The 25,808-nt window shown below is 64.5% G+C and carries 23 protein-coding genes; 8 read left to right on the forward strand and 15 right to left on the reverse strand.

What is annotated here, in order from left to right:
• Positions 1–10: 10 nt before the first annotated feature.
• From YH64_RS04155 to YH64_RS04175, 5 genes are all read right to left on the reverse strand, one after another.
• Positions 11–1,936, reverse strand: coding sequence for an ATP-binding cassette domain-containing protein (locus YH64_RS04155; protein ID WP_046803049.1), 1,926 nt, complete (start codon positions 1,934–1,936; stop codon positions 11–13).
• A gap of 3 nt (positions 1,937–1,939) precedes the next feature.
• The gene (locus YH64_RS04160; RefSeq protein WP_006216335.1) at positions 1,940–2,812 is read right to left on the reverse strand and encodes a branched-chain amino acid ABC transporter permease; all 873 of its coding nucleotides are present in this window, start codon (positions 2,810–2,812) and stop codon (positions 1,940–1,942) included.
• A gap of 142 nt (positions 2,813–2,954) precedes the next feature.
• Positions 2,955–4,118 carry an ABC transporter substrate-binding protein gene (locus YH64_RS04165; protein WP_046803050.1) on the reverse strand — a complete coding sequence of 388 codons (1,164 nt, stop codon included), beginning with the start codon at positions 4,116–4,118 and terminating at the stop codon, positions 2,955–2,957.
• Positions 4,119–4,439: 321 nt separating this feature from the next.
• On the reverse strand, positions 4,440–5,381 hold the full coding sequence (locus YH64_RS04170) for a LysR substrate-binding domain-containing protein (protein WP_185975331.1): 942 nt from the start codon (positions 5,379–5,381) through the stop codon (positions 4,440–4,442).
• Positions 5,382–5,527: 146 nt separating this feature from the next.
• The gene (locus YH64_RS04175; RefSeq protein ID WP_046803052.1) at positions 5,528–6,160 is read right to left on the reverse strand and encodes a LysE/ArgO family amino acid transporter; all 633 of its coding nucleotides are present in this window, start codon (positions 6,158–6,160) and stop codon (positions 5,528–5,530) included.
• Between the two features lie 162 nt (positions 6,161–6,322).
• Here YH64_RS04175 and YH64_RS04180 point away from each other — a divergent pair, with 162 nt between their 5' ends.
• Together YH64_RS04180 and YH64_RS04185 are read left to right on the forward strand one after the other, a co-directional pair.
• Positions 6,323–7,222 carry a LysR family transcriptional regulator ArgP gene (locus YH64_RS04180; RefSeq protein ID WP_046803053.1) on the forward strand — a complete coding sequence of 300 codons (900 nt, stop codon included), beginning with the start codon at positions 6,323–6,325 and terminating at the stop codon, positions 7,220–7,222.
• Positions 7,223–7,242: 20 nt separating this feature from the next.
• Positions 7,243–7,734 carry a copper chaperone PCu(A)C gene (locus tag YH64_RS04185; RefSeq protein WP_046803054.1) on the forward strand — a complete coding sequence of 164 codons (492 nt, stop codon included), beginning with the start codon at positions 7,243–7,245 and terminating at the stop codon, positions 7,732–7,734.
• Positions 7,735–7,759: 25 nt separating this feature from the next.
• On the opposite strand, the gene gdhA is transcribed toward YH64_RS04185, so the two are convergent.
• Complete coding sequence (gene gdhA / locus YH64_RS04190; protein WP_205571594.1) at positions 7,760–9,103, reverse strand: NADP-specific glutamate dehydrogenase; 1,344 nt, start codon at positions 9,101–9,103, stop codon at positions 7,760–7,762.
• 483 nt (positions 9,104–9,586) lie between these two features.
• Positions 9,587–10,375 carry an exodeoxyribonuclease III gene (locus YH64_RS04195; protein WP_046803056.1) on the reverse strand — a complete coding sequence of 263 codons (789 nt, stop codon included), beginning with the start codon at positions 10,373–10,375 and terminating at the stop codon, positions 9,587–9,589.
• A gap of 133 nt (positions 10,376–10,508) precedes the next feature.
• Between YH64_RS04195 and pyrE the strand changes: the two genes are divergently transcribed.
• Positions 10,509–11,207 carry an orotate phosphoribosyltransferase gene (gene pyrE, locus YH64_RS04200; protein ID WP_046803057.1) on the forward strand — a complete coding sequence of 233 codons (699 nt, stop codon included), beginning with the start codon at positions 10,509–10,511 and terminating at the stop codon, positions 11,205–11,207.
• 77 nt (positions 11,208–11,284) lie between these two features.
• Here the strand turns inward: pyrE and gatB are convergent, their stop codons facing one another.
• From gatB to gatC, 3 genes are all read right to left on the reverse strand, one after another.
• Positions 11,285–12,742 carry an Asp-tRNA(Asn)/Glu-tRNA(Gln) amidotransferase subunit GatB gene (gene gatB, locus YH64_RS04205; protein WP_046803058.1) on the reverse strand — a complete coding sequence of 486 codons (1,458 nt, stop codon included), beginning with the start codon at positions 12,740–12,742 and terminating at the stop codon, positions 11,285–11,287.
• Between the two features lie 113 nt (positions 12,743–12,855).
• Entirely contained in the window at positions 12,856–14,382 is a 1,527-nt protein-coding gene (gatA, locus tag YH64_RS04210; RefSeq protein WP_046803059.1) for an Asp-tRNA(Asn)/Glu-tRNA(Gln) amidotransferase subunit GatA, read from the reverse strand.
• A 3-nt stretch (positions 14,383–14,385) separates the two neighbouring features.
• Positions 14,386–14,694 carry an Asp-tRNA(Asn)/Glu-tRNA(Gln) amidotransferase subunit GatC gene (gene gatC / locus YH64_RS04215; RefSeq protein WP_046803060.1) on the reverse strand — a complete coding sequence of 103 codons (309 nt, stop codon included), beginning with the start codon at positions 14,692–14,694 and terminating at the stop codon, positions 14,386–14,388.
• A gap of 227 nt (positions 14,695–14,921) precedes the next feature.
• On the opposite strand from gatC, the gene YH64_RS04220 reads away from it, so the two are divergent.
• From YH64_RS04220 to rodA, 5 genes are all read left to right on the forward strand, one after another.
• Positions 14,922–15,965: a rod shape-determining protein gene (locus YH64_RS04220; RefSeq protein WP_006216320.1), complete on the forward strand. Its 1,044-nt coding sequence runs from the start codon at positions 14,922–14,924 to the stop codon at positions 15,963–15,965.
• Positions 15,966–16,049: 84 nt separating this feature from the next.
• Positions 16,050–16,934, forward strand: coding sequence for a rod shape-determining protein MreC (gene mreC / locus YH64_RS04225; RefSeq protein WP_039882480.1), 885 nt, complete (start codon positions 16,050–16,052; stop codon positions 16,932–16,934).
• Positions 16,921–17,481 (forward strand): rod shape-determining protein MreD, encoded by a 561-nt coding sequence (gene mreD / locus YH64_RS04230; RefSeq protein WP_006216318.1) that lies wholly within the window; start codon positions 16,921–16,923, stop codon positions 17,479–17,481. The genes mreC and mreD overlap by 14 nt, the downstream gene beginning before the upstream one ends.
• Positions 17,482–17,496: 15 nt before the next feature.
• Positions 17,497–19,425 (forward strand): penicillin-binding protein 2, encoded by a 1,929-nt coding sequence (gene mrdA / locus YH64_RS04235; RefSeq protein ID WP_046803061.1) that lies wholly within the window; start codon positions 17,497–17,499, stop codon positions 19,423–19,425.
• Positions 19,422–20,558 (forward strand): rod shape-determining protein RodA, encoded by a 1,137-nt coding sequence (gene rodA / locus YH64_RS04240; RefSeq protein ID WP_046803062.1) that lies wholly within the window; start codon positions 19,422–19,424, stop codon positions 20,556–20,558. Before mrdA ends, rodA begins: the two co-directional genes overlap by 4 nt.
• Positions 20,559–20,617: 59 nt before the next feature.
• On the opposite strand, the gene YH64_RS04245 is transcribed toward rodA, so the two are convergent.
• The 5 genes from YH64_RS04245 to argB form a co-directional block, all read right to left on the reverse strand.
• On the reverse strand, positions 20,618–21,670 hold the full coding sequence (locus YH64_RS04245; protein WP_046803063.1) for an Ldh family oxidoreductase: 1,053 nt from the start codon (positions 21,668–21,670) through the stop codon (positions 20,618–20,620).
• 12 nt (positions 21,671–21,682) lie between these two features.
• On the reverse strand, positions 21,683–23,176 hold the full coding sequence (locus YH64_RS04250; protein ID WP_046803064.1) for a DASS family sodium-coupled anion symporter: 1,494 nt from the start codon (positions 23,174–23,176) through the stop codon (positions 21,683–21,685).
• A gap of 223 nt (positions 23,177–23,399) precedes the next feature.
• On the reverse strand, positions 23,400–23,975 hold the full coding sequence (gene slmA, locus YH64_RS04255; RefSeq protein WP_046803065.1) for a nucleoid occlusion factor SlmA: 576 nt from the start codon (positions 23,973–23,975) through the stop codon (positions 23,400–23,402).
• A 56-nt stretch (positions 23,976–24,031) separates the two neighbouring features.
• Positions 24,032–24,778, reverse strand: a complete 747-nt coding sequence (locus YH64_RS04260) for a pyrimidine 5'-nucleotidase (protein WP_046803066.1) — start codon at positions 24,776–24,778, stop codon at positions 24,032–24,034.
• Complete coding sequence (argB, locus tag YH64_RS04265) at positions 24,778–25,680, reverse strand: acetylglutamate kinase (RefSeq protein ID WP_006216311.1); 903 nt, start codon at positions 25,678–25,680, stop codon at positions 24,778–24,780. The genes YH64_RS04260 and argB overlap by 1 nt, the downstream gene beginning before the upstream one ends.
• Positions 25,681–25,808 lie beyond the last annotated feature (128 nt).

The raw sequence follows: 25,808 nt of genomic DNA on the forward strand, positions 1-25,808 counted from the left end.
CCTCTTGGCGTCAGGCGGGCGCACCGCCCAGATACGCCTCGATAACCTTGGCGTTGCTTTGCACTTCGTTCGGCAGGCCTTCGGCAATTTTCTGGCCGAAGTCCAGCACCGATACGGTGTCGCACACCCCCATCACCACATCCATATGGTGTTCGATGAGGATCAACGTGATGCCGTGGTCGCGCACCTTGCGGATGATGGCCAGCAGTTCGATGATGTCGGGCGCGGTAAGCCCGGCGGCGGGTTCGTCCAGCAGCAGCAGCTGCGGGTCCAGCGCCAGCGCGCGCGCGATTTCCAGCAGGCGCTGCTTGCCGTAGGGCAGGTTGCGCGCCTCTTCGCTTGCCAGGGATTCCAGCCCCACGAATTCCAGCAGCGCCATGGCGCGGGCGCGGGCGCCTTGCTCTTCGCCCTTCCATTTCGGCGTGCGCAGCGCAATGCCGGCCAGGCCGGTGGTGAAGGTGTGGTGCAAGCCGACCAGCACGTTTTCCAGGGCCGTCATTTCGCCGAACAGCTGCACGTTCTGGAATGTGCGCGCGATGCCGGTGGCGGCGATATCGGCCGGTGGCAGACCCACCAGCGACTTGCCCGAGAATTCCACCGCGCCGGCGGTCGGCACATAGATGCCGGTCAGCACGTTCATCATCGTGCTCTTGCCCGACCCGTTCGGGCCGATCAGGCCGTGGATGGTGCCGCGCTTGATCGTCAGGTCCACTTCGTTCAGCGCCTTCAGGCCGCCAAACTGCATCAGCACGCGCTTGGCGGACAGCAGTGTCTCGCCCTTGCCCGCCACCACGGCGTCCGGCACCGCGTCCTGTTCATTGACCAGGTCTTTTTTCACCGACAGCGCGGCGCGGCGGTTCGAGAAGAACAGGTTGCGCACAAAGCCCACGATGCCGTCGGGCAGGTAATACACCACGAACAGGATCATGGCGCCGAAGATGGTCAGGCGCCAATCGGTCACGGCTTCCAGCCAGTACGAGAAAATGGCCAGCACGAGGGTGCCCACCACCGGCACGACCACGCGGCGCGGCTCGGCCCGGCCCTTGGACACGGCCACGATGCTGCCCACCGTGACCAACACGGCCACGGCCAGCGCGATCAGGCGGAAGGTGCTGATGTCGTCCAGCATCTTGGGCAGCAGGACGATGATGGATGCGCCGAGCAGCGCGCCCGTGCGGCTTTTGCGCCCGCCCATGATGATGGCCAGGAGGAACAGGATGGTGAGCTCGAAGTTGTACGTGTTGGGCGAGATGTACTGTTCGGAATACGAGTACAGCGCGCCCGCCAGCCCGGCAAAGCCGGCGCTGATCACAAACGCGAACACCTTGTGCCGGTAGACCGAAACGCCCATGCAGTCGGATGCAATCGGGCTGTCGCGCAGCGCTTCGAACGAGCGGCCCAGGTGCGACTTCAGGATGCGGTGCACCACGATCAGCGACAGCACCAGCAGCGCGCCCACCAGCCAGAAGTATTCGCTTTTGGTCAGGATGTGCCCGCCGATGGACGGCTTGGGGATCTTGATGCCCAACGGGCCTTCAGTCATGAAGGTCATCTCGTTGATCAGGATCTGGATGATGGTGCCGAATGCCAGCGTGACCATCGCCAGGTAAGGTCCCGTCACGCGTAGCGCCGGCAGCGCCAGCACCGCGCCGAAGGCCGCCGCGATGAGGATGGCGGCGGGCAAAATCACCCAGATGGGCATTTGCAGATGAAAGAACAGTACGCCGGCGACATACGAGCCAATGCCGAACAGGCCGGCATGGCCCAGCGACACCTGGCCGGTGTAGCCCACCACGATATCGAGCCCGAACAGCAGGATCGAATAGATCATGATCGTTTCGATCAGGTGCAGGTAGTACGTATTGGTCACGCCCAGGGGCACGGCGGCCAGGCAGGCCACGGCCACGACGGACAGCAAGAGGTGCAGGGGTTTCATCGCTTACACCTTCTTGATCGCGGTCTTGCCGAACAGGCCGGCGGGCTTGAAGGTCAGCACTAGCAGCAGCAATACCAATCCCGGCACGTCCTTGTACCCCGTCGACAGATAAAAACCGGTGGTCGTCTCCGCAATGCCCAGGATCAGCCCGCCCACGACCACGCCCATGCCGCTGGACAGTCCGCCGATGATCGCCACGGCAAACGCCTTCAAGCCCAGCACCGCGCCCATCGTGGCGCCGGTCAGCGTCAACGGGGCCACCAGCACGCCGGCAAACGCGGCGGTCAGCGACGACAGCGCATACGAAAACGTGATCACCATGCCGGTATTGATACCCATCAGACCAGCGGCGTCGCGGTCATTCGAGGTGGCCACGAAGGCTTTGCCGTAGATGGATTTACGGTTGAAGATTTCCACCAGGATCATCATGCCCAGCGCGCCGAACACCACCAGCAGTTCCATCGGCAGCACGTTGGCGCCCAGCACCTGGATGGGCGCTTCGGGCAGCGGTGACGGAAAGCGCAGGTCGTCGCGGCCCCAGATGTTCTCGGCCACGTTCTTGAAGATGATGCCCAGCGCGATGGTGGCCATGATCCAGCCAAATTCCGATCGCGTCTTGATGGCCGGCCGCACGCCGACCCGCTCAACCAGCGCGCCCTGCGCGAAGCCGAAAATGCAGACGATGGGAATCATGACCCAGTAGTTCACGCCCAGGCCGACCAGCGTCAGCCCGACCAGCGCGCCCAGCATCAGGGCTTCACCCTGGCCGAAGTTCAGCGTGCCGGATGTGGCGAAGGTGAGCTGGTATCCGAACGCAATCACGGCATAGATCATGCCTAGCGCGATACCGCTGTAGATAAGCTGTAGAAGAATCATGGTGTGTGTCTTGATGCGCTGTGTTCCGTCCCAACCCCCTTGGGCAGAACGCTGTTTTCAGGCGGCTGCATGCCCCGCGCCCGATGCGCCGGGCGCGGGCGGCGGCGGCCGGTCAGCCGCCGCCTTCCTGCTTGTTTCACACTTAGTTGGCCTTGACGACGCGGCCGCCCTTGACCTCGCCGATAACCACTTCCTTGGCCGTGATGGCGTCGTGGTTGTCGTGGGTGAACGGCTTGTTGTAGGTCATCACCACGCCTTCTACCGGCGTTTGCAGGTTTTCCAGCGCTTCGCGCACCTTGGCGCCGTCGGTGGAATTGGCCTGCTTGATGGCGGCCGCCAACAGGAAGACCGAGTCATAGCCCTGCGCCGCCGACACCGGGGAATCGATGCGGTTGTTCTTGGGCTTGAACTTGGCCAGGTAGGCGTCGATGAACGCCTTGCGCTTGGGCGAGTCGGGGTCCTGGATGAAGGTTTGCGGCATGCGCGCGCCTTCGCCATTGGCGCCGGAGTTGTCGATGTAGTTGGCCATGGACAAGGTCCAGCTGCCGATGATCGGCACCTTCCAGCCCAGCTTGGTCATGCCGTTGGCGATCTGGGCCAGTTCGGGCCCGATGCCATAGGTCAGCACGGCTTCGGCGCCGGCGGCCTTGGCTTTCAACAGCTGGGCCGTCATGTCGACGTCCTTGATGTTGAACTTCTCAACCGCCACGGCCTTGATGCCCTTGGCGTTCAGGGCCTTTTCCAGATCCTCGCGACCCAGCTGCCCGTAGTTGGTGGAATCCGCCAGGATGGCGACTTTCTTGAAGCCACGGCGGGTGATCGCTTCTTCAACGATCATCGGGGCCTGGATGCTGTCATGCGCCGCATTGCGGAACACGTAGTTGTCGGGGTATTCCGGCGCCTTGAACTGGTGCGTGATCACGCTGCCCGTGGCCACGTTGTTGAAGACGGGGATCTTGGCGTCCTGGTAGAAGCGCTGCGAGGCCAGGGCCACGCCGGTGTTGATGTAGCCGACGGTGGCGGCCACTTGTTCCTTGTTGATCAATTCCTGGGCGATCTGCACGCCGCGCTCGTTCTTGGCTTCGTCGTCGCGTTCGACGGCAACCAGCTGGCGCCCCAGCACACCGCCGTTCTTGTTGATCTCTTCAATGGCCAGGCGCACGCCATCGCGCATGCTGACGCCCATGGAGGACGAACCCCCGGTGTACGGGCCGGCCACTCCGATCTTGATGGGGTCGGCGGCGTACGACGCGGCCGATGCAGCAAATGCAAGGGTTCCTGCTAGCAGCTTCAAACGAAAATCCATGGATGTCTCCGTTGTAGTAATTAGTGAACTGCGTGGAAAACCGTGTGCCGGCGCTGATCGGCGTGTTGCGTGATGCGGCGCTCTCCTGTGTTGCGTGTTGTGACTGTCTGCTTAATCGCTTACGCGAATCTGACCGCGCGGGGCTTTTCCGCGTAAATACCTAGTACGTATCTAGTGCGGCCGCACGGGGGCGGCGGGCTGCCGGGGCGCTGCGGCGCGCGCGGCTTGTCGTGGGTGGGCAGGCAGACAGCGGTGCTGGCGGCATCCTAGCCAGCGGGGAATGAAGGCGTGCGGAAATTCATTCCGCTCGGGGCTGGAAATTTATTCCTGTCCGGGCGGCACGCCGCGTGGTTCCTGGGCTGCCAGTTTGCAGACCTCTTGCAGCCATAGGGAAAACGCTTGCACCACGCTGCGCGGTGCACGCGAGGCCTCGGTGCAAAGGTAGTACTGCGATTCGCCGGGGATATCGATGTGGGTGACGCGCACGAGTTTGCCTTCGTCCAGCCATTCGGCTGCCAGGCTGCGGCGCGTCAGCGCCACGCCCTGGCCCGCGCGAGCAGCGGCCAGCATCATGCCCAGGTCCACCAGCCAGACGCCCCGCGACGGCTCGGGCCAGTCCAGGCCGGCTGCATCCAGCCACGGCCGCCAGGGCTCCATCGGGCAGCGCAACAGCTCGGCACGAGCCAGGTCTTCAGGGCGGTTGAACGGCCCGCGCGAGGCCAGGTAGGCGGGGGAGCACACGGCGAAGACCGGGTCGTCGGTGAGTTGGCGCGCGTGCAGCCCGGGGTACTTGCCGCTGCCGAACCGCACCCAGGCGTCCGCGTTGGGCGGCATGATGTCCAGGTACGGGATGGACAGCAGGATTTCCAATTCCACATCGGGATGCGCAGCGGTAAAGCCGGGCAGATAGGGAATCAGTACCTGACGGGCAAACGTGGGCGTGGACACGACGCGCAGCGGTTCGGGCTTGGGTTCGCCGCGCTGATGCAGCGACGCGTCGGACAGCAGGTCCAAAGCGGTGCGGACCTGGCTGAGGTAGTCGCGCCCGGCTGCGCTGAGGGTGGCGCCCCGGCTGCTGCGGATGAACAGCGACACGTCCAGCATGGCTTCCAGGGCAGCGATGCGCTTGCCGATGGCGCTGGCGGTGACAAAAAGTTCTTCGCTGGCGCGTTCAAAAGAGCCCAGCCGCGCTGCGGCTTCAAACGCCTGGATGGCGGCCAAGGGGGGCAGCCGCACATCTTTGGAAGGGGAAGGTCCGCGCATGATCGTCTGGCGGGCCGGCCGTGCGCCCGACGAAAGAGTGGCAACGGCGCATTATAAAAGTGAAGCGCGATCGCCGCCCTTGAAGTGAAGCGCGGTCGCGGTCCCTGAAGCGAAGCGGAGTCGTCGCCTCCGCGACCCCGCTCCGTTCAGATGCCCTTGATCGCCAGGCTTGCCGCCAGACCCGCCATGACCACGGCGATGACGCCATCCAGCACGCGCCAGGCCGATGCGTTGGCGAAGAAGCGCGCGAACACGCGCGAGCCGATGCCCAGCACGGCCAGCCACAGCAGGCTGGCGGTGAAGGCGCCTGCCGCGAATGCCATGCGCGCGTCGTCAAAGCCATGCGCCAGCGAACCCACCACCACCATGTCCAGCCAGAAATGCGGGTTCAACAGCGAAAACCCCAGCGCGCCCAGCATCGCGGCGCGGCGCGACGGCACCACGTCGCGCGCGGCGGCAAGGCCACCTGTGGCGGTCCATGCGCGGCGTGCGGACTGCACCGCGTACCAAGACAGGAAGGCCACCCCGAACCAGAGCACGGCGGTGGTCAGCCAGGGGAACCAGGCGGTCAGCGCTTGTAGCCCGGAGACGCTGGCAAAGATGAACACCGCGTCGATCAACGCGCAAATGGCGACCACGCTGAGCAGGTGCGCGCGCATCAGCCCCTGTCGCAGGATGAACGCGCTTTGCGCGCCCACAACGGCGAACAGACCCAGCCCGGTGGCCGTTCCGCTGGCCCAGGCAGTAAGAAAGAGGGGGGATGACAACGTGGCGAACATGATGCAAATACCTGTGACTGCTACGCCTGTGGCGGCGCTTTATTAAGGGTGCTAACTGAAGAATGCCGAACGCATTGCGCAGTTTGGCAATCACGTATTTTCCCTTGTCATACCGATGAAATACAGCTAATTTTCCTTCACTAAATTAAGGATAGCTAATCCATGAAAATCGACCATGGCAACCTGCGGGCGCTGGCCGCGGTGGTGCGCGAAGGCAGTTTCGAGCGGGCCGCGCTGTCGCTTAGCGTGACGCCCTCGGCAGTCTCGCAGCGCATCAAGGCACTGGAAGACCGCATGGGCCGCCTGCTGGTCCAGCGCACCGTGCCGGCCGCCGCTACCGCCGACGGCCAGGTGCTGGTGCAACTGGCCGAGCAGACGGCGCTGCTGGAACACGATGCGCTGAACCGGCTGGGCGTGTCGGACGACGACGTGCCGCACGCCAGCATCCCCATCGCCGTCAACCACGACAGCCTGGAAACCTGGTTTGTCGACGCTGCCTTGCAGTTCTCGCAGCGCACGCGGGCCACGCTGGACATGCTGTCTGAAGACCAGGACCACACCGCCGCGTTATTGCGTAACGGTTCGGTGCTGGGCGCCGTGACGACGCTGGCCGATCCCGTGCAAGGTTGCCGCATCCATTCGCTGGGCAGCATGCGGTATGTGGCGACCTGCACGCCGGACTTCCACAAGCGCTATTTTGGCCAGGGCGTCAACGCGCAGACGCTGGCGCAGGCGCCGGTGCTGGTCTTTAACCGCAAGGACGCGTTGCAGGCGCGCTTTGCGCACAAGATATCGGACCCGGCGCCGTGGCAGCCGCCGGTGTGGTGGGTGCCGTCCACCCGCGCGTTCGTGCAGGCCACGCTGGGCGGACTGGGGTGGACGATGAATCCACTGCCGCTTGTGCAGGAACACCTTGATGCCGGTCATCTGATGATGCTTCGCAGCCGCGCCTGGGAGGATGTGCCGCTGTATTGGCAACATTGGCGGGTAAACTCCGAGGCGATGCAAGCCTTGACCGATTCGGTTCTGTCAGCCGCCCGCAGCTTGGTCCGGCGGCGTTAACCCACCAGGAGGACACCTCTATGAACATCCGCAAGTTCGCACTCATTGCCGCCATTGGCCTGTGCACGGCCGGCTCGGCGTGGGCCAAGGACTACAAGGTTGGCCAGATCGAGGTCGACGACCTTTGGGTGCGCGCCTCGGCGCCGGGCCAGTCGAATGGGGCGGGCTATATGGACATCGACAACGATGCCAAGTCCGAGGACCGCCTGCTGTCGGTGACGTCCGACGCCGCCGAACGGGTCGAGCTGCATACCGTGCAGACCGAGAACGGCGTGTCGAAGATGCGTCAGGTGGAAGGCGGTATCGCGCTGCCCGCCGATACCGAGGTCAAACTCAGCCCGGGGGGTTATCACGTCATGTTCATCAAGCTGCGCGCGCCCTTCAAGGACGGCGCCACCGTGCCCGCCACGCTGAAGTTTGAAAAGGCCGGGGAAGTCGCCGTGCAATTCAAGGTCAAGCCGGCGTCGCATAACCCCGGCATGAGCCACGATCACGGTGCGATGAAGCACTAAGCACGACGCCGGCCCCGCGCCCAGGTCAGTACAGGCCTTGCTGGCGCATGGCGTCGGCAACCTTGACGAAGCCGGCAATGTTGGCGCCGTCCAGGTAGTTGACGTATTCGCGTTCGCTATGGCCGTGGCGCACGCAGTTCTCGTGGATGTCGCGCATGATGGCGTGCAAGCGCGCATCCACTTCTTCGCGCGTCCATGCCAGCCGCGCGGAGTTCTGCGCCATTTCCAGGCCCGACACCGCGACGCCGCCCGCATTGGTGGCCTTGCCCGGCGCGTACAGCACGCGCGCGGCGATGAAGGCCTTGGCGGCATCCAGCGTGGCCGGCATGTTGGCGCCTTCCGCCACGCACAGCACGCCATTCTTGATCAGCGTTTGCGCATCGGCCAGTTCCAGCTCGTTCTGGGTGGCGCAGGGCAGCGCCACGTCGACGGGGACGTGCCACGGGCGCTTGCCGGCTTCGTATTTCAGCCCGAATTGCTGGGCATAGGTGTCCAGGCGGCCGCGCAGGTCGTTCTTGATGTGCATCAGCGCGACCAGCTTTTCGTGCGTGAAACCGGCGTCATCGACCACGGTGCCGTTCGAATCCGACACGGTCACGACCTTGGCGCCCAGCGACATGGCTTTTTCGATGGCGTATTGCGCCACGTTGCCCGAGCCCGAGACCGACACGCGCAGGCCGTCGAACGACTTGCCGACGCGCTTGAGCATTTCCTCGGCGAAGTACACGGTGCCGTAGCCGGTGGCTTCCGGGCGGATCAGGCTGCCGCCAAAGGTCAGGCCCTTGCCGGTGAAGACGCTGGCGGTCGAGTTCGACAGCTTTTTCATCATGCCGGCCATGAAGCCGACTTCGCGTGCGCCCACGCCGATATCGCCGGCCGGCACGTCGGTGTCAGGACCCAGGTGGCGATACAGCTCAATCATCAGCGCCTGGCAGAAACGCATGACTTCGGCGTCGGACTTGCCCTTGGGGTCGAAGTCCGAGCCGCCCTTGCCGCCGCCCATGGGCAGGGTGGTCAGCGAATTCTTCAGCGTTTGCTCAAACGCCAGGAACTTCAGGATGGACAGGTTCACCGACGGGTGAAAGCGCATACCGCCCTTGAAGGGGCCGATGGCCGAGCTGTGCTGGATGCGGAAAGCGCGGTTGACCTGGGCCTGGCCACGGTCATCGGTCCAGCACACGCGGAACTGGATCACGCGTTCCGGCTCGACCAGGCGCTCAAGCAGGGCGTGCTCGGCGTAGTGAGGGTGCTTTTCGATGAAAGGCCACAGGCTCAGCATCACCTCTTGGACGGCTTGCATGAACTCGGGCTGCTGCGGGTCGCGCGCGGCGACGCCACGCAGGAAGTCGTCCAGACTCTGCACTTTCAACTTGATCTCCTCGGGGGTGCTACGAATGGGTGCGTCTTGCGCCATTGTGGGGCGCGGTTTGCTTGTTCTGGTGCATCGACTGCACCGTCATGGTGCGCAAGTGTATGGGAAATTTGTTGCCCTGCGCAAAGGGCCGGGGCCGCGGTAGGGCGTTGAAAAGAAAGCGCTTTTTTCTGTGTATAAACAGGGACGCATAGGCGGGCGATATCGCGTTTTCGCGGCGAAATACGCGTTAAGGATCGCCCAAGTGTTGATTTCGTAGGGGATTTATATATGTCCCCGTTTTATATCGTGGTGTTGGCCGGGGCAGAAACATCGCCAAGCCCTGCAAACAAAGGGGTTTGGGGCGCGGCGGTGGGATACCGACCGCCGTCCGGCGGGACTATGCGCCCCTAATTAATTTTTTCGTAAGGGACGCCGAAAGACCGCGGGTAGGGTCAAGCCGGCAGGGCGGGCACGCTTGGCACGGCCCGCCCCAACGTATTACAGCGTGGCGTCGTAATCGATCGTCAGCGGTGCGTGGTCCGAGAAACGCTCGTCCTTGTAGATCGCCACGTTGCGCGCGCGGGCGGCAATGCCCGGGGTGGCGATCTGATAGTCGATGCGCCACCCGACGTTCTTGGCCCAGGCCTGGCCGCGGTTGCTCCACCAGGTGTACTGGTCGGGCCGGTCGTCGATGGTGCGGAACACGTCCACGAAACCGCGCTTGTCGAACACGTCGGTCAGCCAGGCGCGCTCTTCGGGCAGGAAGCCCGAGTTCTTCATATTGCCCTTCCAGTTCTTCAGGTCGATTTCCTTGTGCGCGATGTTCCAGTCGCCACAGATGACGAACTCGCGGCCCGTGGCCTTGTGTTCGTGCATCAGGGCGTCGATCCAGGGGCCGAAGCGATCCAGGAACCGGTATTTGGCCTGCTGGCGTTCGTCGCCGCTGGAGCCCGAGGGCAGGTAGGCGCTGATGACGGACAGGTTCTTCCAGTCGGCGCGGATGATGCGGCCTTCGGGGTCGAATTCTTCGCAGCCCAGGCCGATGTTCACGCGTTCGGCGGCATCGCGCAGGTAGATGCCCACGCCGCTGTAGCCTTTCTTGACGGCATGGTGGAAGTGGCCGGTGTAGCCGGGCGGGTGACGCAGATCTTCGGTCAGGTCCGCGTCGGCGATCTTGATTTCCTGAAGGCAAAGCACGTCAGCGGCGTGCTTTTCCATCCACGGTTGCAGGCCCTTGCGAAAGGCGGACCGGATGCCGTTGAGATTGATCGACGTGATGCGAAGCAAAGCAAAACTCCTGTAGAGCGGCCGCCAGGGCCCGGAACAATGCCAGGAATTTAACCGACTGCGCGGCAGGGGCAGGGAATAGCCCCGACAACGGATAAAATGCCGGGGTTTGCCATCCACCGGACTCACTCGCATGCCCGCCGCCGCTTCCTCCTCCCCGTCTCGCCCCACTTCCCTGGAATTTGTTCGCTTCGCGCTCGACGAAGGCGTGCTGCGCTTTGGCAGCTTCAAGGTCAAGTCGGGCCGGATCAGCCCCTATTTCTTCAATGCCGGCCTGTTCAACAGTGGCCGCGCGGTGGGCAAGCTGGCGCAGTTCTATGCGCAGGCGCTGCTGGATTCCGGCGTGCAGTTCGACATGCTGTTCGGCCCCGCGTACAAGGGCATTCCGTTGGCCACCGCAACGGCGGTGGCGCTGGCGGGCCACCCGGCGATGGGCGGGCGTAACGACGTACCGTTCGCCTACAACCGCAAGGAAGCCAAGGACCACGGCGAAGGCGGCACGCTGGTCGGCGCGCCGCTTCAGGGCAAGGTCGTCATCATTGACGATGTGATCACGGCCGGCACTTCGGTGCGCGAATCGGTGGAGATCATCCGCAACGCGGGCGCCGAGCCGGCCGCCGTGCTGATTGCCATGGACCGCATGGAACGCGCGGGCCCCGACGACGCGCTGTCCCCGCATTCCGCCGTGCAGGACGTGGCCAAGACCTACGGCATTCCGGTGGTGGCGATTGCATCGCTGTCGGACATCATGGCCTTGCTGCAAGACGATGCCGCCTTCGCGGAAAACCGCGATGCCGTGCAGGCATATCGCACGAAGTACGGGGTGAAGTAACGCTGCTGGGATGGATGGCCGGCCGCGGCAATGCGCCGCGGCCTTTGGTAGGACTGATCCCCGTATGGGCTATCAGATCAGCCGCCCAGCTTTTCCTTGAGCAGGTCGTTCACTTGCTGGGGGTTGGCCTTGCCGCGCGCGGCCTTCATGATCTGGCCCACCAGCGAGTTGAACGCCTTTTGCTTGCCCGCCCGGTACTCTTCCACGATGGCCGGGTTGGCGGCCAGCACCTCGTCGATCATGGCGCCGATGGCGCCCGTGTCGCTGATCTGCTTCAGGCCGCGCGCGTCGATGATGGCATCCGCGTCGCCGCCGTTCTCGCCGGCCCACATGGCGCCGAATACTTCGCGGGCGATCTTGTTGGAGATCGTGCCGTCGATGATGCGGCTGATCAACGCAGCCAGCGCGGGCGCTTGCACCGGCGATTCGGCGATGGTCTTTTCGTCCTTGTTCAAGGCGGCGGACACTTCACCCATGACCCAGTTCGCGGCCAGCTTGGCCTGGCCGGCCGGCAGGGCGTTGGCCACTGCCTGGAAGTAGGCGGCCAGATCGCGGCTGACGGTCAGTTGGGCGGCGTCGTAGGCGGGCAGGCCGTATTCCGATTCGAAGCGGGCGCGCTGGGCTGCCGGCAGTTCGGGCATGGCGGCGCGCACCTCGTCGACCCAGGCGCTGGAGATCACCAGCGTGGGCAGGTCGGGGTCGGGGAAGTAGCGGTAGTCGTGCGCGTCTTCCTTGCTGCGCATGCTGCGCGTTTCGTCGCGGTCGGCGTCGTACAGGCGCGTTTCCTGCACCACCGTGCCACCGTCCTCGATCAGTTCGATCTGGCGGCGCGCTTCGTAGACGATGGCGCGTTCCAGGAAGCGGAACGAGTTGACGTTCTTGATCTCGGTGCGGGTGCCGAATTCTTTTTGGCCGACGGGGCGCACGGACACGTTGGCGTCGCAGCGGAACGAGCCTTCCTGCATGTTGCCGTCGCAAATGCCCAGCCACACAACCAGGCTGTGCAGCGCGCGCGCGTAGGCCACGGCCTCGGCCGCCGAGCGCATTTCGGGCTCGGTCACGATTTCCAGCAGCGGGGTGCCGGCACGGTTCAGGTCGATGCCGCTGGCGGGCGACCCATTGGCCAGCGTGAAGTCGTCGTGCAGCGATTTGCCGGCGTCTTCTTCCAGGTGGGCACGCGTCAGGTTGATAGTTTTTTCTTCTTCGCCGACGAAGAACGACAGCGAGCCACCCACCACGACGGGCAGTTCGTACTGGCTGATCTGATAGCCCTTGGGCAAGTCGGGGTAGAAGTAGTTCTTGCGCGCAAAGACCGAGCGCGGCGCGATGGTCGCGCCCACCGCCAGGCCGAAGCGGATGGCGCGTTCAGCCGCGCCCCGGTTCATGACCGGCAGGCTGCCCGGCAACGCCAGGTCGACCTCGTTGGCATGCGTGTTGGGCGCCGCGCCGAATTGCGTGCTGCTGCCCGAAAAAATCTTGGAGTCGGTGGAAAGCTGGGTGTGCGTTTCCAGGCCGATGACGATTTCCCAGTTCATTATCTGTAGTTCCAATCAGTAGAGCCGCGGCTGCGATGCCAGCGGCGCCGGGCCGCCCGAAACGCCGGCGGTCCCCTGGGGGGAGCGCGAACGTTGGGGGCGTGTGGGCATCATCACAGCGGGGACCGCTTGTGCCAGTCCGTCACTTGTTGGTAGCGGTCGGCGATGGCCAGCAGCCTGCCTTCGTCGAAGTAATTGCCGATGATCTGCAAGCCGACGGGCCGCTTGCCGTTGTCGCCGCCAAAGCCGCACGGGATCGACATGGCGGGCAAGCCGGCCAGGCTCACGCCCAGCGTGTAGACGTCGGCCAGCCAGTCGGCGGTGGGGTCGTCGCGGTTGTCGCCGATGTTCTTGGCGACCGACGGCGTGACGGGGCCCATGATGACGTCGCACTGGCCGGCGTAGGCGCGCTGGAAATCCTGCGCGATCAGGCGGCGCAGGCGTTGCGCTTGCAGGTAGTAGGCGTCGTAGTAACCGTGGGACAGCACGTACGTGCCGATCAGGATGCGGCGCTTGACCTCGTCGCCGAAGCCTTCGGCGCGCGAGCGGCTGATCATCTCGTTCAGGTCGCCGTACTGCTCGGTGCGGTGGCCGTAACGCACGCCGTCGTAGCGCGCCAGGTTGCTGGACGCTTCCGCCGGGGCGATGACGTAGTAGGCGGGGATGGCCAGTTCCGTGCGCGGCAGCGACACGGGCACGCGCACGGCGCCCAGCGCTTCGAACTGCGCCAGCGCGGCTTCCACCGCGGCGGCCACGTCGGCCGCGAGGCCCGCGCCGAAATACTCTTCGGGCACGCCGATGCGCAAGCCCTTCAGGGGCTGGCTGCCGGCGCCGTCGAACGTGGCTTGCGCGGCGTCGAAGTCGCGGCGCACGCGGCCGGGTTCGTTGACGGCGCCATCGCATTTTTCAAGGCTGGTGGCATCGCGCGGATCGAAGCCGCTGATGACGTCCAGCAGCTCAAGCAGGTCGCGGCTGCTTTGCGCCAGCGGGCCGGCCTGATCCAGGCTGGAGCCGAACGCCACCATGCCGTAGCGCGACACGGTGCCATACGTGGGCTTGATGCCGCTGACGCCGCACAGCGCGGCGGGCTGGCGCACCGAACCGCCGGTGTCGGTGCCGGTGGTGGCCGCCACCAGTCGGGCGGCGACCGCGGCGGCCGAACCGCCGGACGAACCGCCCGGCACGGCCGCGTGGTCCCAGGGGTTTTTCACCACGCCGTAGGCCGAGTTCTCGTTGCCGGAACCCATCGCGAATTCGTCGCAGTTGAGCTTGCCGATGGACACGGCGCCCGCCGTACCCAGGCGTTCGACCACGGTGGCGTCAAACGGGCTGACGTAGCCGTCCAGCATCTTGCTGCCGGCGGTGGTGCGCCAGCCACGGGTCACGAACGCGTCTTTGTGGGCGATGGGCACGCCGGCCAAGGGGCCGGCCGAACCGGCGGCCAATGCGGCGTCGGCGGCGCGCGCCTGGGCCAGCGTCAATTCAGCGTCAATATGTAAAAAGCAATTCAGGCCGCTGGCCGCATCGGCGGCCGCCAAGGCGCTTTGCGCCAGTTCGACGGCGCTGACCTGGCGTTGGGCGAGGGCCGCGCGCAAGGCGGCGATCCCCTCGAATTGGGTATGCAAGGCGGGTTTTGTCATGGCTTAATCGAGGACTTTGGGGACCAGGAACAAGCCTTCCTGGGCGTCGGGGGCGTTGGCCAGCAGCGCCTCGCGGCGTGTTTCCGAGCTGGCCTCGGTCACGGCGTCTTCACGCAGGCGCAGCACGATGTCCTCATGGGCGGACAGGGGGTGGGCCAGCGGTTCGACGCCTTGGGTGTCGACGGACTGAAGCCGTTCGATCAAGTGGAGAATGCCGTTGAGTTCGGCCTGCGCAAGGGTGCGCTGGTCGGGGGTCAGTTCGATTCTGGCCAGCCGGGCAATGCGGGCCACATCTGTGTCATTGAGCGCCATAGGGATTGCAAAATCGATAAGCGAAGGCCGAAGGGCGGGACCGGGCAGTATGTATGCGCCGATCCCGTTACAAAGCTTGAATAGCCTGCATTTATGCGCTATTTCCGGTGAAATTATAAGTTATGATTCACGGTTTAATCGCCGTGATGACAGGCGGACCCGACCTTTTTCGGGCCAAACGCCCCATGGCATGAACCCAATTCCCCCCAGAATTTAGCTGAGCTCCCATGTTCGGATTCCTGCGCAGTTATTTTTCCAGCGATATGGCGATTGACCTCGGTACCGCCAATACGCTGATTTACGTCCGCGGCAAGGGCATCGTGCTCGATGAGCCCTCCGTGGTCGCAATCCGTCATGAAGGCGGGCCTCACGGCAAAAAGATCATCCAGGCCGTCGGCCACGAAGCCAAGCAGATGCTCGGCCGAGTTCCCGGCAATATTGAGGCCATCCGGCCCATGAAGGACGGCGTTATCGCCGACTTCACGGTCACCGAACAGATGCTCAAACAGTTTATTCGCATGGTGCACCCCCGCAACATGCTGGCTCCCAGCCCGCGGATCATCGTCTGCGTGCCTTGCGGTTCCACCCAAGTCGAACGTCGCGCCATCCGTGAATCGGCGTTGGGCGCGGGCGCCTCGCACGTCTTCCTGATCGAAGAACCCATGGCCGCGGCCATCGGCGCCGGCCTGGCCGTGTCCGACGCCAGCGGCTCCATGGTCGTCGACATCGGCGGCGGCACCACCGAGGTGGCAGTCATCTCGCTGGGCGGCATGGTCTACAAGGGTTCGGTGCGCGTGGGCGGCGACAAGTTCGACGAAGCCATCGTCAACTACATCCGTCGCAACTACGGCATGCTGATCGGCGAACCCACGGCTGAACTGATCAAGAAGGAAATCGGCTCGGCATTCCCGGGTTCCGAAGTCCGCGAAATCGAAGTCAAGGGCCGCAATCTGGCCGAAGGTGTGCCGCGCAGCTTCACGGTCTCGTCCAACGAGATCCTGGAATCGCTGACCGACCCGCTGAACCAGATCGTGTCCGCGGTGAAAATCGCGCTTGAGCAGACCCCGCCGGAACTGGGCGCCGACATCACCGACAAGGGCATCGCCCTGACCGGTGGCGGCGCGCTGCTGCGCGACCTGGATCGCCTGCTCCAGGAAGAAACCGGCTTGCCCGTCGTGGTGGCCGATGATCCCCTGACCTGCGTCGTGCGCGGCTGCGGCGAAGCGCTGGAACACCTTGAGAAACTGGGCGCCATCTTCATCAACGATTAATACCGCCCGCCAGCCCGGAGCCCCGCTTTTTTTCGGCTCCGGCCGCTGCGGGGGCTTCGGACGCGGGCGCCCGGGCTGAGATTCATGCAACGACAAGGGACCCCCCCTTTATTCAGGCGCGGCCCACCCGCGGAGGTGCGGCTGGTCGTTCTGGTCGTCCTGGCGTTGGCCCTGATCATCATCGATTCGCAATGGCGCATGCTTGAACCGGCGCGCCGTACGATCGCCGTGGCGCTTTACCCCTTCCAGCGCGCCGTCATGGCGCCGCGTGACCTGGTGCAACAGGTCAACGAATGGGTCAACGCGGCCAATCTTATCCGCAGTGAAAACGAAGCCTTGCAGCGCCAGCGCATCGAGCTGGCCCAGGTGGCGTCGCACGCCGCCCAGTTGGCGGCCGAAAACGCCCAGCTGCGCCGCCTGCTTGGCGTGACCGATACCGTGGCGCAATCGGCCGTGGTGGTCGAAGTCATGTACGAACCCACCAATGCCTTCACACAGCGGCTGGTGTTCAACAAGGGCAGCAAGGCCGGCCTGGCGCCGGGCATGCCGGTGATCGACGAAGGCGGCGTGGTCGGCCAGATCGTGCGCGTGACGCCGATGACGGCCGAGGCCGCGTTGGTCACCGACGAGCAGGTGTCGATCCCCGTGCAACTGCTGCGCAACGGCTTGCGGCTGATTGCATTCGGCGGCAATTCTCCCGGCAAGATGGAAGTTCGTTACCTTGCCGCCAATGCCGACATCAAGGAAGGCGATACTATCGTCACCAGCGGCGTGGGCGGCCTGTTCCCCGCCGGACTACCCGTGGCCAAAGTGACCTCGGTCGAACGCGACACCGCCTCCGGTTTCGCTCGCGCCGTGTGTGAACCGCTGGCCCATCCCGAACGCTATCGCCACTTCCTGGTCTTGCAGGTGGATGTGGCGCGCGCCGAGTCCAACCGTCAGGAGGTCGATTCCGGTGGATCGGACTAATTCTTCGCAACCCAGGCGCCGCCTGGGTACGCCCAGCAACGTGCACCCCGACCGGCTGTCCGGTCCCGCGCACGGTGTGTTCGTGTGGGGCACGGTGCTGCTGGTGTGGCTGGTGTCGTTGCTGCCCTGGCGCCTGTGGCAGGGCGCGCCGGACGTGCTGCTGCTGATCATCGCCTTCTGGTGCGTGCATGAGCCGCGCCGCGTCGGCCTGTTCACGGCGTTTTTCTTCGGCTTGCTGATGGACGTGCACGACGCCGGCATGCTGGGCGAACACGCGTTGTCCTACACCCTGGTCGCCTATGGCGCCGTGGTGCTGCATCGCCGCCTGCAACGGTTCGACCTCTGGAGCCAGGCGATGCACATGCTGCCTGTGTTCTTCGTGGCGCGTTTCCTGACGCAGATCATCCATGCCTGGGTCGCGGGCAAGTGGCCGGGTTGGGATTGGTGCATCAGCGTGGCCATCACGGCCGCCCTGTGGCCGTTGGCGGGTTGGGTTTTGCACCTGCCGCAGCGCGGTGCCGACGACGCCGAATCTTCCTCCGCCTGATGGCGGCGTCGCGTCATGTTTGAATTCAAGAAAACCGGCCAGCAGCAAAAGCAGCGCTTCCGCCTGCGCGCATGGGTGGGCGGCGTGTTTGCGCTGCTGTGCTTTGGCGTGCTGGTGGGCCGGTTCTGGTATTTGCAGGTGGATCGCTACGAAGGTCTGTCCGAACGCGCCGATCGCAACCGTATCGCCGTGGTGCCGATTCCGCCGCGGCGCGGCGAGATCCTGGACCGCAACGGTGAAGTGCTGGCGCGCAACTACCGCACCTACACGCTGGAAGTCGTGCCGGCCCACGCGGGCAACATGAACGAATTGTTCGAACGGCTGACCGAAGTGGTCTACATCAGCCCGACCGACCAGCGCCGCTTCAAGCGCCGCGCCGCCGAGTCCAGCCGCTACGCCAGCCTGCAACTGCGCAACAACCTGAACGAAACGGAAGCCGCGTGGTTCGCCGCGCACGCCTTCCAGTTTCCGGGCGTCGAGTTGCGCGCGCGATGGGTGCGCGAATATCCGCAAGGCGTGTCGGCCGCGCACGTGGTGGGCTACATCGGCCGCATTGCCGAAGGCGACAACGAAGAGCTGGAACGCGCCGGGCAACTGGGCAACTATCGCGGCACCGATGTCATCGGCAAGAAGGGCATCGAGAAAACCTGGGAAGAGCAGCTGCATGGCCGCACCGGGCTTGAAGAAGTCGAAGTGACGGCGGGCGGGCGGCCCATGCGCACGCTGCGGCGCATCGACCCGGTGCCGGGGTCCGACATCATGCTGTCCATCGATCTTGGCCTGCAAAAGGTGGCCGAGGAAGCGTTTGAAGGGCAGCGCGGCGCCCTGGTGGCCATCGACCCCGACACGGGCGAAGTGCTGGCCTTTGTGTCGCAGCCCTCGTTTGACCCGAACCTGTTCGTGGACGGCATCGACGTCGACAACTGGCGCATGCTGAACGAATCGCCCGACCACCCGCTGATCAACCGCCCGCTTTACGGCACCTACCCCATCGGGTCGACCTACAAGCCCTTCGTGGCCCTGGCCGCACTGGAACTGGGCAAGCGCCGCGCCACGGACCGCATCTCGGACCCTGGCTACTACGAATTCGGCGGACAGAAATTCCGCAACGCGGGGGGCGCGGCCTACGGCATGACCGACATGCACAAGGCCATCGTGGTGTCGTCCGACACGTATTTCTATTCGCTGGGCCCCGAGATCGGCGTGAACGCGCTGCACGACTTCACCAAGCAGTTCGGCTTTGGCCAGATCACCGGCATCGACCTGGAAGGCGAAAAACGCGGCGTGCTGCCGTCCACCGACTGGAAGCGCGCGGCCTACAAAGACAAGGACCGCCAGCGCTGGTACGCGGGCGAAACCATTTCGGTTGCCGTGGGCCAGGGCTATAACGCGTTCACCTTGCTGCAACTGGCGCAGGGTACGTCCACCTTGGCCAACAACGGGTTGTTTCGTCGCCCGCACCTGGTGCACGCCGTGCGCGACCCGCGCAGCGGTGTGGCCAAACCCACCGAGTCCACGCCCGACTACCGCATTCCGCTCAAGCAGGCCAATGTGGATGTCATCAAGAATGCCATGGCGGACGTGGTGCGGGCGGGCACCGCGCGCCGCGCGTTTGCCAATGCGCCGTACCAAGCGGCCGGCAAGACGGGCACCGCGCAGGTGTTCAGCCTGCGTGGCGGCCATTACCGCGCCAGTGCCATCGACGAACGCCTGCGCGATCACGCGCTGTTCATGGGCTTCGCCCCACTGGAACACCCGCGCATCGCTTTGTCGCTGATCGTCGAGAACGCCGGCTGGGGCGCCAGCGTGGCCGCGCCGGTCGCGCGCAAGGTGTTCGATTATTGGCTGGCCAAGGACCGCCAGGACAAGATCGTGCGCCCGGAACGCGCCGACCCCCTGGCCTCGGTCGAAACCATTACCTCTGACGTGGTGCGCCAACAATGAAGCGCCTGGGCCTTATCCTGCTACGCGTCTTCACGGCGTTCGACTGGCCGCTGCTGGCCATCCTGATGATGTTCGCGGCGCTGGGCCTGACCGTCATGCATTCCGCCGTGGGCGGCACGGACTGGCGGTTCGCCGAACAGTCCCGCAACTTCATCATTGCGTTCTTCGCCATGTGGATCATGGCGCTGATTCCGCCCAAGTGGCTGATGAAGCTGGCGCTGCCCTTCTACGTCGTGGGCGTGGTGCTGCTGCTGGGCGTGGAGTTCTTTGGTGAAACCAGCAAGGGCGCCACCCGCTGGCTGAACCTGGGCGTGACCCGCATCCAGCCGTCCGAGATGATGAAGATTGCGGTGCCGATGATGCTGGCCTGGTATTTCCAGCGCCATGAAGGCGCCGTGCGCATCCGCGACTTCCTGGCCGCCGCCGCGATGCTGGCCGCGCCTTTCGCGTTGATCGTGCTTCAACCCGACCTGGGCACGGCGCTGCTGGTGTTTGGCGCCGGTTTCTTCGTGATCTATTTCGCGGGGCTGTCGTTCAAGCTGCTGGTGCCGGTGATGCTGGCCGGCATCATCGCCATTGGCACGCTGGTGTATTACGAAGACCAGTTGTGCGAGCCGGACGTAAGCTGGGTGGTGCTGCACGATTATCAAAAGCACCGCGTCTGCACGCTGCTCAACCCCAGCTCGGACCCCTTGGGCAAGGGCTTTCACACCATTCAGTCCATGATCGCGGTGGGCTCGGGCGGCGTGTATGGCAAGGGCTACATGAAGGGCACGCAGACCCACCTGGACTTCATTCCCGAGCGCACCACCGACTTCATCTTCGCCGTCTACGCTGAGGAATTCGGCCTGTACGGCGGCATCGCCATCCTGGTGCTGTACGGCCTGATGATGGCGCGCGGGCTGACCATCGCGTCCCGCGCGGCCTCGCAGTTCGGGCGGCTGCTGTCAGGCGCGCTGACGATGATGCTGTTTATCTATGTGTTCGTGAACGTCGGAATGGTCACGGGCATCCTGCCCGTGGTGGGTGTGCCCCTGCCGTTCATGAGTTACGGCGGGACGGCGTTGTTCACCATGGGCATCGCTTTCGGCATCATGATGAGCATCAGCCGCCACCGCTCCGTAAAAGCCTGACGCCCCGATAGCGGGGCGTCAGAGGCGCGGTCGAGCTTGCGGCAACGTGCCTGTCCCGCTCAGCCAGGCAATGCGTCCGGCACACCCAGTTCAATGGCCAGCGTCGTCAGCCCGTCCCAGATGCGGCTGTCGAACTCGATTGAATCCGCATTGACGGCGCGGTTGCGGGCTTCGTACTCGCCCGGATACTGCACGCTTTCCACGCCGGGTTGCGGCTTGCAGGCGTGCAGGTAGTCGATGAACGCGCCGACTTCCATCGACCGCCAATCCGTATTGAAATCCACCTGCGGGTCCAGCAGTAGCGCAAACATATTGTTCGTCGCCACGCCAATGCGCGGGTGCTGCGGCTGGATCGTGCCGCCGCCGGACAACACGCCCGCCAGCAACTCGGCCACCAGGCCCAGCGCATAACCCTTGTGGCCGCCAAAGGGCAGCAGGGCGCCCGGCGGGTCGGCGAACAGCGCATTGGGGTCCGTCGTGGGGTTGCCCTGGGCATCGATCAACGACCCCGGCGGGGCCTTTTCGCCCTTGGCCGCCAGCACGCGCGCCCGGTTCACGGCGATTGAACTGGTCGCCATGTCCACGATGAACGGCGGCCGGCCACCGGGTAGCGGGCCGGCAAAGCACAGCGGATTGGTCGTCAGGCACGCCTGCGCGCCGCCGAACGGCGCCACGGTGGGCGAACGGTTGATCACGTTGGTGAAGGCCAGCAGGATCAAGCCCTTGGCCGCAACCATTTCCCCAAAGTGGCCCATGCGGCCCAGGTGGTGGCTGTGGCGCAGCGTCACGATGCACTGCCCGTGTTCCTGCGTGCGTTCGATGGCCTTTTCGATGACCGTCTTGCCCACGTACTGGCCCAGGCCGTGGTGGCCGTCGTAGGCCAGCATGGCGCCACGGTCATTGACCAGTTCAGGCCGGCCGTCTGCCTGCGCCAGCCCTTCGGACAGGACGCGGCGGTAGTTGGTCAGGATGGACAGGCCGTGGCTGGTGTAGCCGACGCGGTCGGACTCCACCAGGTGTTCGGCCACGTCGCGCGCGATATCTTCCGGCACGCCTTGCGCCATCAGCACGCGGCGGCCGTATTCGTTGGCTTGGGCTAAAGAGAGTTTCATGATGCGTTCTCCTTACAGCCAGCCAAGCCAGCGCCAGTAGGTCATGCCCATCAGCAGCATCAGCAGGTAGCCCACGATGGTGACGATGATGCCGACTTTCGCGAACTGCTTGGCGTTGAAGGTTTCCGTGCCCAGGCACACCATGTTTTGCGGCGCGTTGATCGGCAGGATGAAGCCATAGCTGACGACAAAGCCCAGCAGCATGGTCATGCCCAGCCGGCTGAACTCGCCGGGCAGCGTGGCCAGCACCGAGATCAGGATGGGCAGCATGGCCGACGTCAGCGCGGTGGCGCTGGCAAAGCCCAGGTGGATGACGATCAGGAACGCGGCCAGCACGGCGAAGATGGCCAGCGGACCCAGGTGATCCAGCCCCGTGTGCGCCACGACCTGGTTGCCCAGCCATTGGCCGGCTTGCGTCGTCAACAGGGCGGTGCCCAGGCTGATGCCCACGCCGAACACAATCACGGTGCCCCATGGGATACGCGACTGCACGTCCTTCCATGTCATCACGCCAAAGCGCGGCAGCATCAAGAGAACCAGGCCGAAGTAGGTGGTCGACGTGGTGTCGAACTTGTGCAGCTTGCCTTCGGTCGACCAGAACAGCAGCAGCATGATCGACACGGCCATCAGGCGCTTTTGCGCGCCGGTCATCGGGCCCAGTTCAATCAGCGACTTTTCGACGGCTTCCTTGCCCCCGGCGATGCTGTCGCTTTCCGGCGGCAGCAGCTTGAGCACCACCACGATCAGCACGGCCGACATGATCAGCGACCACGGTGCGCCCGCGATCAGCCAGTCCGACCACGCCACGCGTTCGCCCAGCATCTTTTCCATGAAGCCGACCGTCAGCAGGTTTTGCGCGGCGGCGGTCTGGATGCCCACGTTCCAGATACTGGTGGCCTGCGCCACGATGATCATGATGCCGGCGGCGATGTTGGACCGCTTGTCCACGCCGAACGCGGCGATGACGCCCATCATGATCGGCACCACGGCGGCGCTGCGCGCGGTGGCGCTGGGCACCACCAGGCTCAGCACGATCGTCACGGCGATACATCCGATCAGGATGCGGCGCGTGCTGGTGCCCACTCTCGACAGCGTGACCAGCGCAATGCGCCGGTCCAGCCCGGTGAAGGTCATGGCGGCGGCAATGAACAGGGCGCCGGTCACCAGCGCCAGCGCCGAGTTCGCGAAGCCCGTCAGCGCCATGCTGATAGCGGCCGAGGTGCCGTACAGCACGTTCGGGTCTTTGATTGTCGGAGCCGTGCCCAACAGGAAAGCCATCAGCGTCGTGATCATGATCGCGCTGGCTTCGTAAGACACGGCTTCGGTAATCCAGACCACCACGGCGAATGCCAGGATTGCCAGCATGCGGTGTCCCGCGACCGGCAGGTCGGCGGGCAGGGGCATCAGCAATACCCCGATCATCACCACGAAACCGGCGATTAGTCCGATGGGAATTTTTGCTTTTTGGGGTGCCTGTGAGGCAGGGACGGCGGCTGGCGCGGTCATATCCATCTCCGGTTGAGGTCAAACCGTCGACACACTCCCCGCGAGCACGGGTTTGTTCAATTCGATGTGTCGACGCTACAGGACGATCGTGACGGCATTGAGGAAAACCCGCATTGATATGGATCAAGCCGATGAAGATTTCGGCTTGAGAAAACCCACCTGGCGCATTATGCTCGCGCGCCCTGTTGCGCCGCAAGCACGGTGCGGCCGACCAAGCCCGCCATCAACCCAGCGCCAGCCGCAGTTGTTCGTCCAGATGCAGCGTGGGCGCCACCCGCCAACCGCTTTGGGCGTAGCGCAGCCAACGGCCCAGCACCAGATGCGTCAGCAGGCTGGCGTGCGCTGCTACGTTGGCGTCCGCGGGCAGCCCGCCGTCGGTGATCGCGATGCGCAGCGACTGCTTCAGCGACGTTTCGATGCGGTCATTGATATGGTTGATGCGCTCTTGCAGCCGGTTGTCTTCCGTGACCAGCGCGTCGCCGGTCAGCACCCGCGTCATGCCCTTGTTGCGTTCGGAGAACGTCAGCAGCATGGCAACGGTCTTGTGCGCCTGGGGCACGCCGTAGGGTTCCACGGTGGCAATCTGGTTGACCAGCGTGAAGATGCTGGTCTCGATGAATTCGATCAGCCCTTCGAACATCTGCGCCTTGCTGGCAAAGTGCCGGTACAAGGCGGCCTCGGACACTTGCAGACGCGCGGCCAGCGCAGCCGTGGTGATGCGGGAAGCGTGCGGCTGCTCCAGCATTTCGGCCAGGGTCTGCAGAATCTGGGTCTTGCGCTCGCCGGGTTTGCTCGCCATGGAAGGGACTGCTCTCGCGCAGGCTTGACGGTGAAGGGGGAGGGAGGAGCGCGCCGCTATCCCCGCAGGGGACGCCGGCGTAACAACAAATCACTGACGGAGTTTACCCGCAAGTCGACATAGGGCGGACGATGCGAACGACCGCGCGAGAAGGGCGTGCCAGGGTGATACACGTGCACGGTGCGCACGCCGACGCGGCGCGCGCCGCGCAGGTTGGCCAGCGTGTCTTCGACCAGCACGGCACGGTGGGCGGGTACGCCTTCGCGGGCCAGCACATAACGCAGCAGCGCGGGCGACGGCTTGGGGCGGAATTCGCCATGCAGCCGCATATGTTCAATGGCCCACAGGCTGTCGAACTGCCGCAGGATGCCCAGGCGTTGCAGTACGGAGCGGGCGTAGCGCAGCGGCGCGTTGGTCAGCAGCACCTTGCGGCCGGGCAGCTGGCGCAGCTTGTAGGCCAGCGCCTTTTCGCCGCGCACCAGCGGGTTGACGTCGAAGTCGTGGCTGCGGTGCAGGAAGTCGTGCGGGTTGACGCCGTGGTGGCGGACCATGCCGATCATCGTGGCGCCGTAACGCTGCCAATACTTGCGGCGCAAGTCGTTGGCAGTGTCGACGTCCACGTTCAGCGCCTCGGCCACCGCCATAGTCATACCCAGATCGATTTTCGGGAAGATGGCGTGCGAGGTGTCGTGAAGCGTGTTGTCCAGGTCAAACAGCCACAGGCGTTCGGAAACGCCCGTGGCCATGCGGCGCGAGCGGCGCATACGCACCGCCGGCCGTAACAGCAGACGTTGAGCTCGCATCAATGCGAGCTGATCATCGTGCCCACGCCTTGGTCGGTCAGGATTTCAAGCAGCAGGCAGTGCGGCACGCGGCCGTCGACGATGTGAACGGAATTCACGCCGTTCTTGGCGGCATCCAGCGCCGACGAGATCTTGGGCAGCATGCCGCCCGAGATGGTGCCGTCGGCGAAGAGTTCGTCGATGGTCTGGGCCGACAGGCTGCGCAGCAGCTTGCCCGCCTTGTCCAGCACGCCCGGGGTGTTGGTCAGCATCAACAGCTTTTCGGCGCCCAGCACTTCGGCCATCTTGCCGGCGACGACGTCGGCGTTGATGTTGTAGGCCGTGCCGTCTTCGCCATAGCCGATGGGCGAGATCACGGGAATGAACTGGTCGTCTTGCAGGGCCTTGACCACGGCGGGTTCAACCAGCGTGATGTCGCCCACGAAGCCGATGTCGATGGGTTCGGCGGGGTTGTCCTTGTTGGCCATCAGTTTTTTCTGAGCCTGGATCAAGCCGCCGTCCTTGCCGGTCAGGCCCACGGCCTTGCCGCCGACCTCGTTGATCATCATGACGATGTCTTGTTGGACCTGGCCGCCCAGCACCCATTCGACCACTTCCATGGTCTCGGCATCGGTCACGCGCATGCCCTGGATGAAGGTGCCCTGCTTGCCGATGCGGCGCAGCGCGTCGTCGATCTGCGGACCGCCGCCGTGCACCACCACCGGGTTCAGACCCACCAGCTTGAGCAGCACGACATCGTGCGCGAAGCTGCGCTGCAAGCGCTCTTCCGTCATGGCGTTGCCGCCGTACTTGACCACGATGGTCTTGCCGTGGAATCGTCGGATATACGGCAGTGCTTCAGACAGCACAGCGGCTTTGACAGCGGGGGACGAAACGGCAGCAGGGTCGGGGGTGTCGGTCATGGCAGCTAAGTCGGCAAATATGTATGAGTGGTTAGAAAAAATGCCTGCACAACATCGCGTTCGAAACGCGGTAGCGCAAGCATACGACGGATTGTAGTACCCACGCGTTTCATATGCCTAAAACCCAT

Source organism: Achromobacter sp. LC458, assembly GCF_001005835.2.
GTDB lineage: Bacteria > Pseudomonadota > Gammaproteobacteria > Burkholderiales > Burkholderiaceae_B > Achromobacter > Achromobacter spanius_B.

Coding starts and splice junctions, on each gene's coding strand:
- YH64_RS04165 (WP_046803050.1), bottom strand. CDS start 4,118: ATGGATTTTCGTTTGAAGCTGCTAGCAGGAACCCTTGCATTTGCTGCA.
- YH64_RS04170 (WP_185975331.1), bottom strand. CDS start 5,381: ATGCGCGGACCTTCCCCTTCCAAAGATGTGCGGCTGCCCCCCTTGGCC.
- argB (WP_006216311.1), bottom strand. CDS start 25,680: ATGACCGACACCCCCGACCCTGCTGCCGTTTCGTCCCCCGCTGTCAAA.
- YH64_RS04155 (WP_046803049.1), bottom strand. CDS start 1,936: ATGAAACCCCTGCACCTCTTGCTGTCCGTCGTGGCCGTGGCCTGCCTG.
- YH64_RS04260 (WP_046803066.1), bottom strand. CDS start 24,778: ATGCGAGCTCAACGTCTGCTGTTACGGCCGGCGGTGCGTATGCGCCGC.
- gatA (WP_046803059.1), bottom strand. CDS start 14,382: ATGACAAAACCCGCCTTGCATACCCAATTCGAGGGGATCGCCGCCTTG.
- YH64_RS04220 (WP_006216320.1), top strand. CDS start 14,922: ATGTTCGGATTCCTGCGCAGTTATTTTTCCAGCGATATGGCGATTGAC.
- rodA (WP_046803062.1), top strand. CDS start 19,422: ATGAAGCGCCTGGGCCTTATCCTGCTACGCGTCTTCACGGCGTTCGAC.
- YH64_RS04180 (WP_046803053.1), top strand. CDS start 6,323: ATGAAAATCGACCATGGCAACCTGCGGGCGCTGGCCGCGGTGGTGCGC.
- gatC (WP_046803060.1), bottom strand. CDS start 14,694: ATGGCGCTCAATGACACAGATGTGGCCCGCATTGCCCGGCTGGCCAGA.
- gatB (WP_046803058.1), bottom strand. CDS start 12,742: ATGAACTGGGAAATCGTCATCGGCCTGGAAACGCACACCCAGCTTTCC.
- YH64_RS04175 (WP_046803052.1), bottom strand. CDS start 6,160: ATGTTCGCCACGTTGTCATCCCCCCTCTTTCTTACTGCCTGGGCCAGC.
- YH64_RS04185 (WP_046803054.1), top strand. CDS start 7,243: ATGAACATCCGCAAGTTCGCACTCATTGCCGCCATTGGCCTGTGCACG.
- YH64_RS04160 (WP_006216335.1), bottom strand. CDS start 2,812: ATGATTCTTCTACAGCTTATCTACAGCGGTATCGCGCTAGGCATGATC.
- slmA (WP_046803065.1), bottom strand. CDS start 23,975: ATGGCGAGCAAACCCGGCGAGCGCAAGACCCAGATTCTGCAGACCCTG.
- mrdA (WP_046803061.1), top strand. CDS start 17,497: ATGTTTGAATTCAAGAAAACCGGCCAGCAGCAAAAGCAGCGCTTCCGC.
- mreC (WP_039882480.1), top strand. CDS start 16,050: ATGCAACGACAAGGGACCCCCCCTTTATTCAGGCGCGGCCCACCCGCG.
- pyrE (WP_046803057.1), top strand. CDS start 10,509: ATGCCCGCCGCCGCTTCCTCCTCCCCGTCTCGCCCCACTTCCCTGGAA.
- YH64_RS04245 (WP_046803063.1), bottom strand. CDS start 21,670: ATGAAACTCTCTTTAGCCCAAGCCAACGAATACGGCCGCCGCGTGCTG.
- YH64_RS04250 (WP_046803064.1), bottom strand. CDS start 23,176: ATGACCGCGCCAGCCGCCGTCCCTGCCTCACAGGCACCCCAAAAAGCA.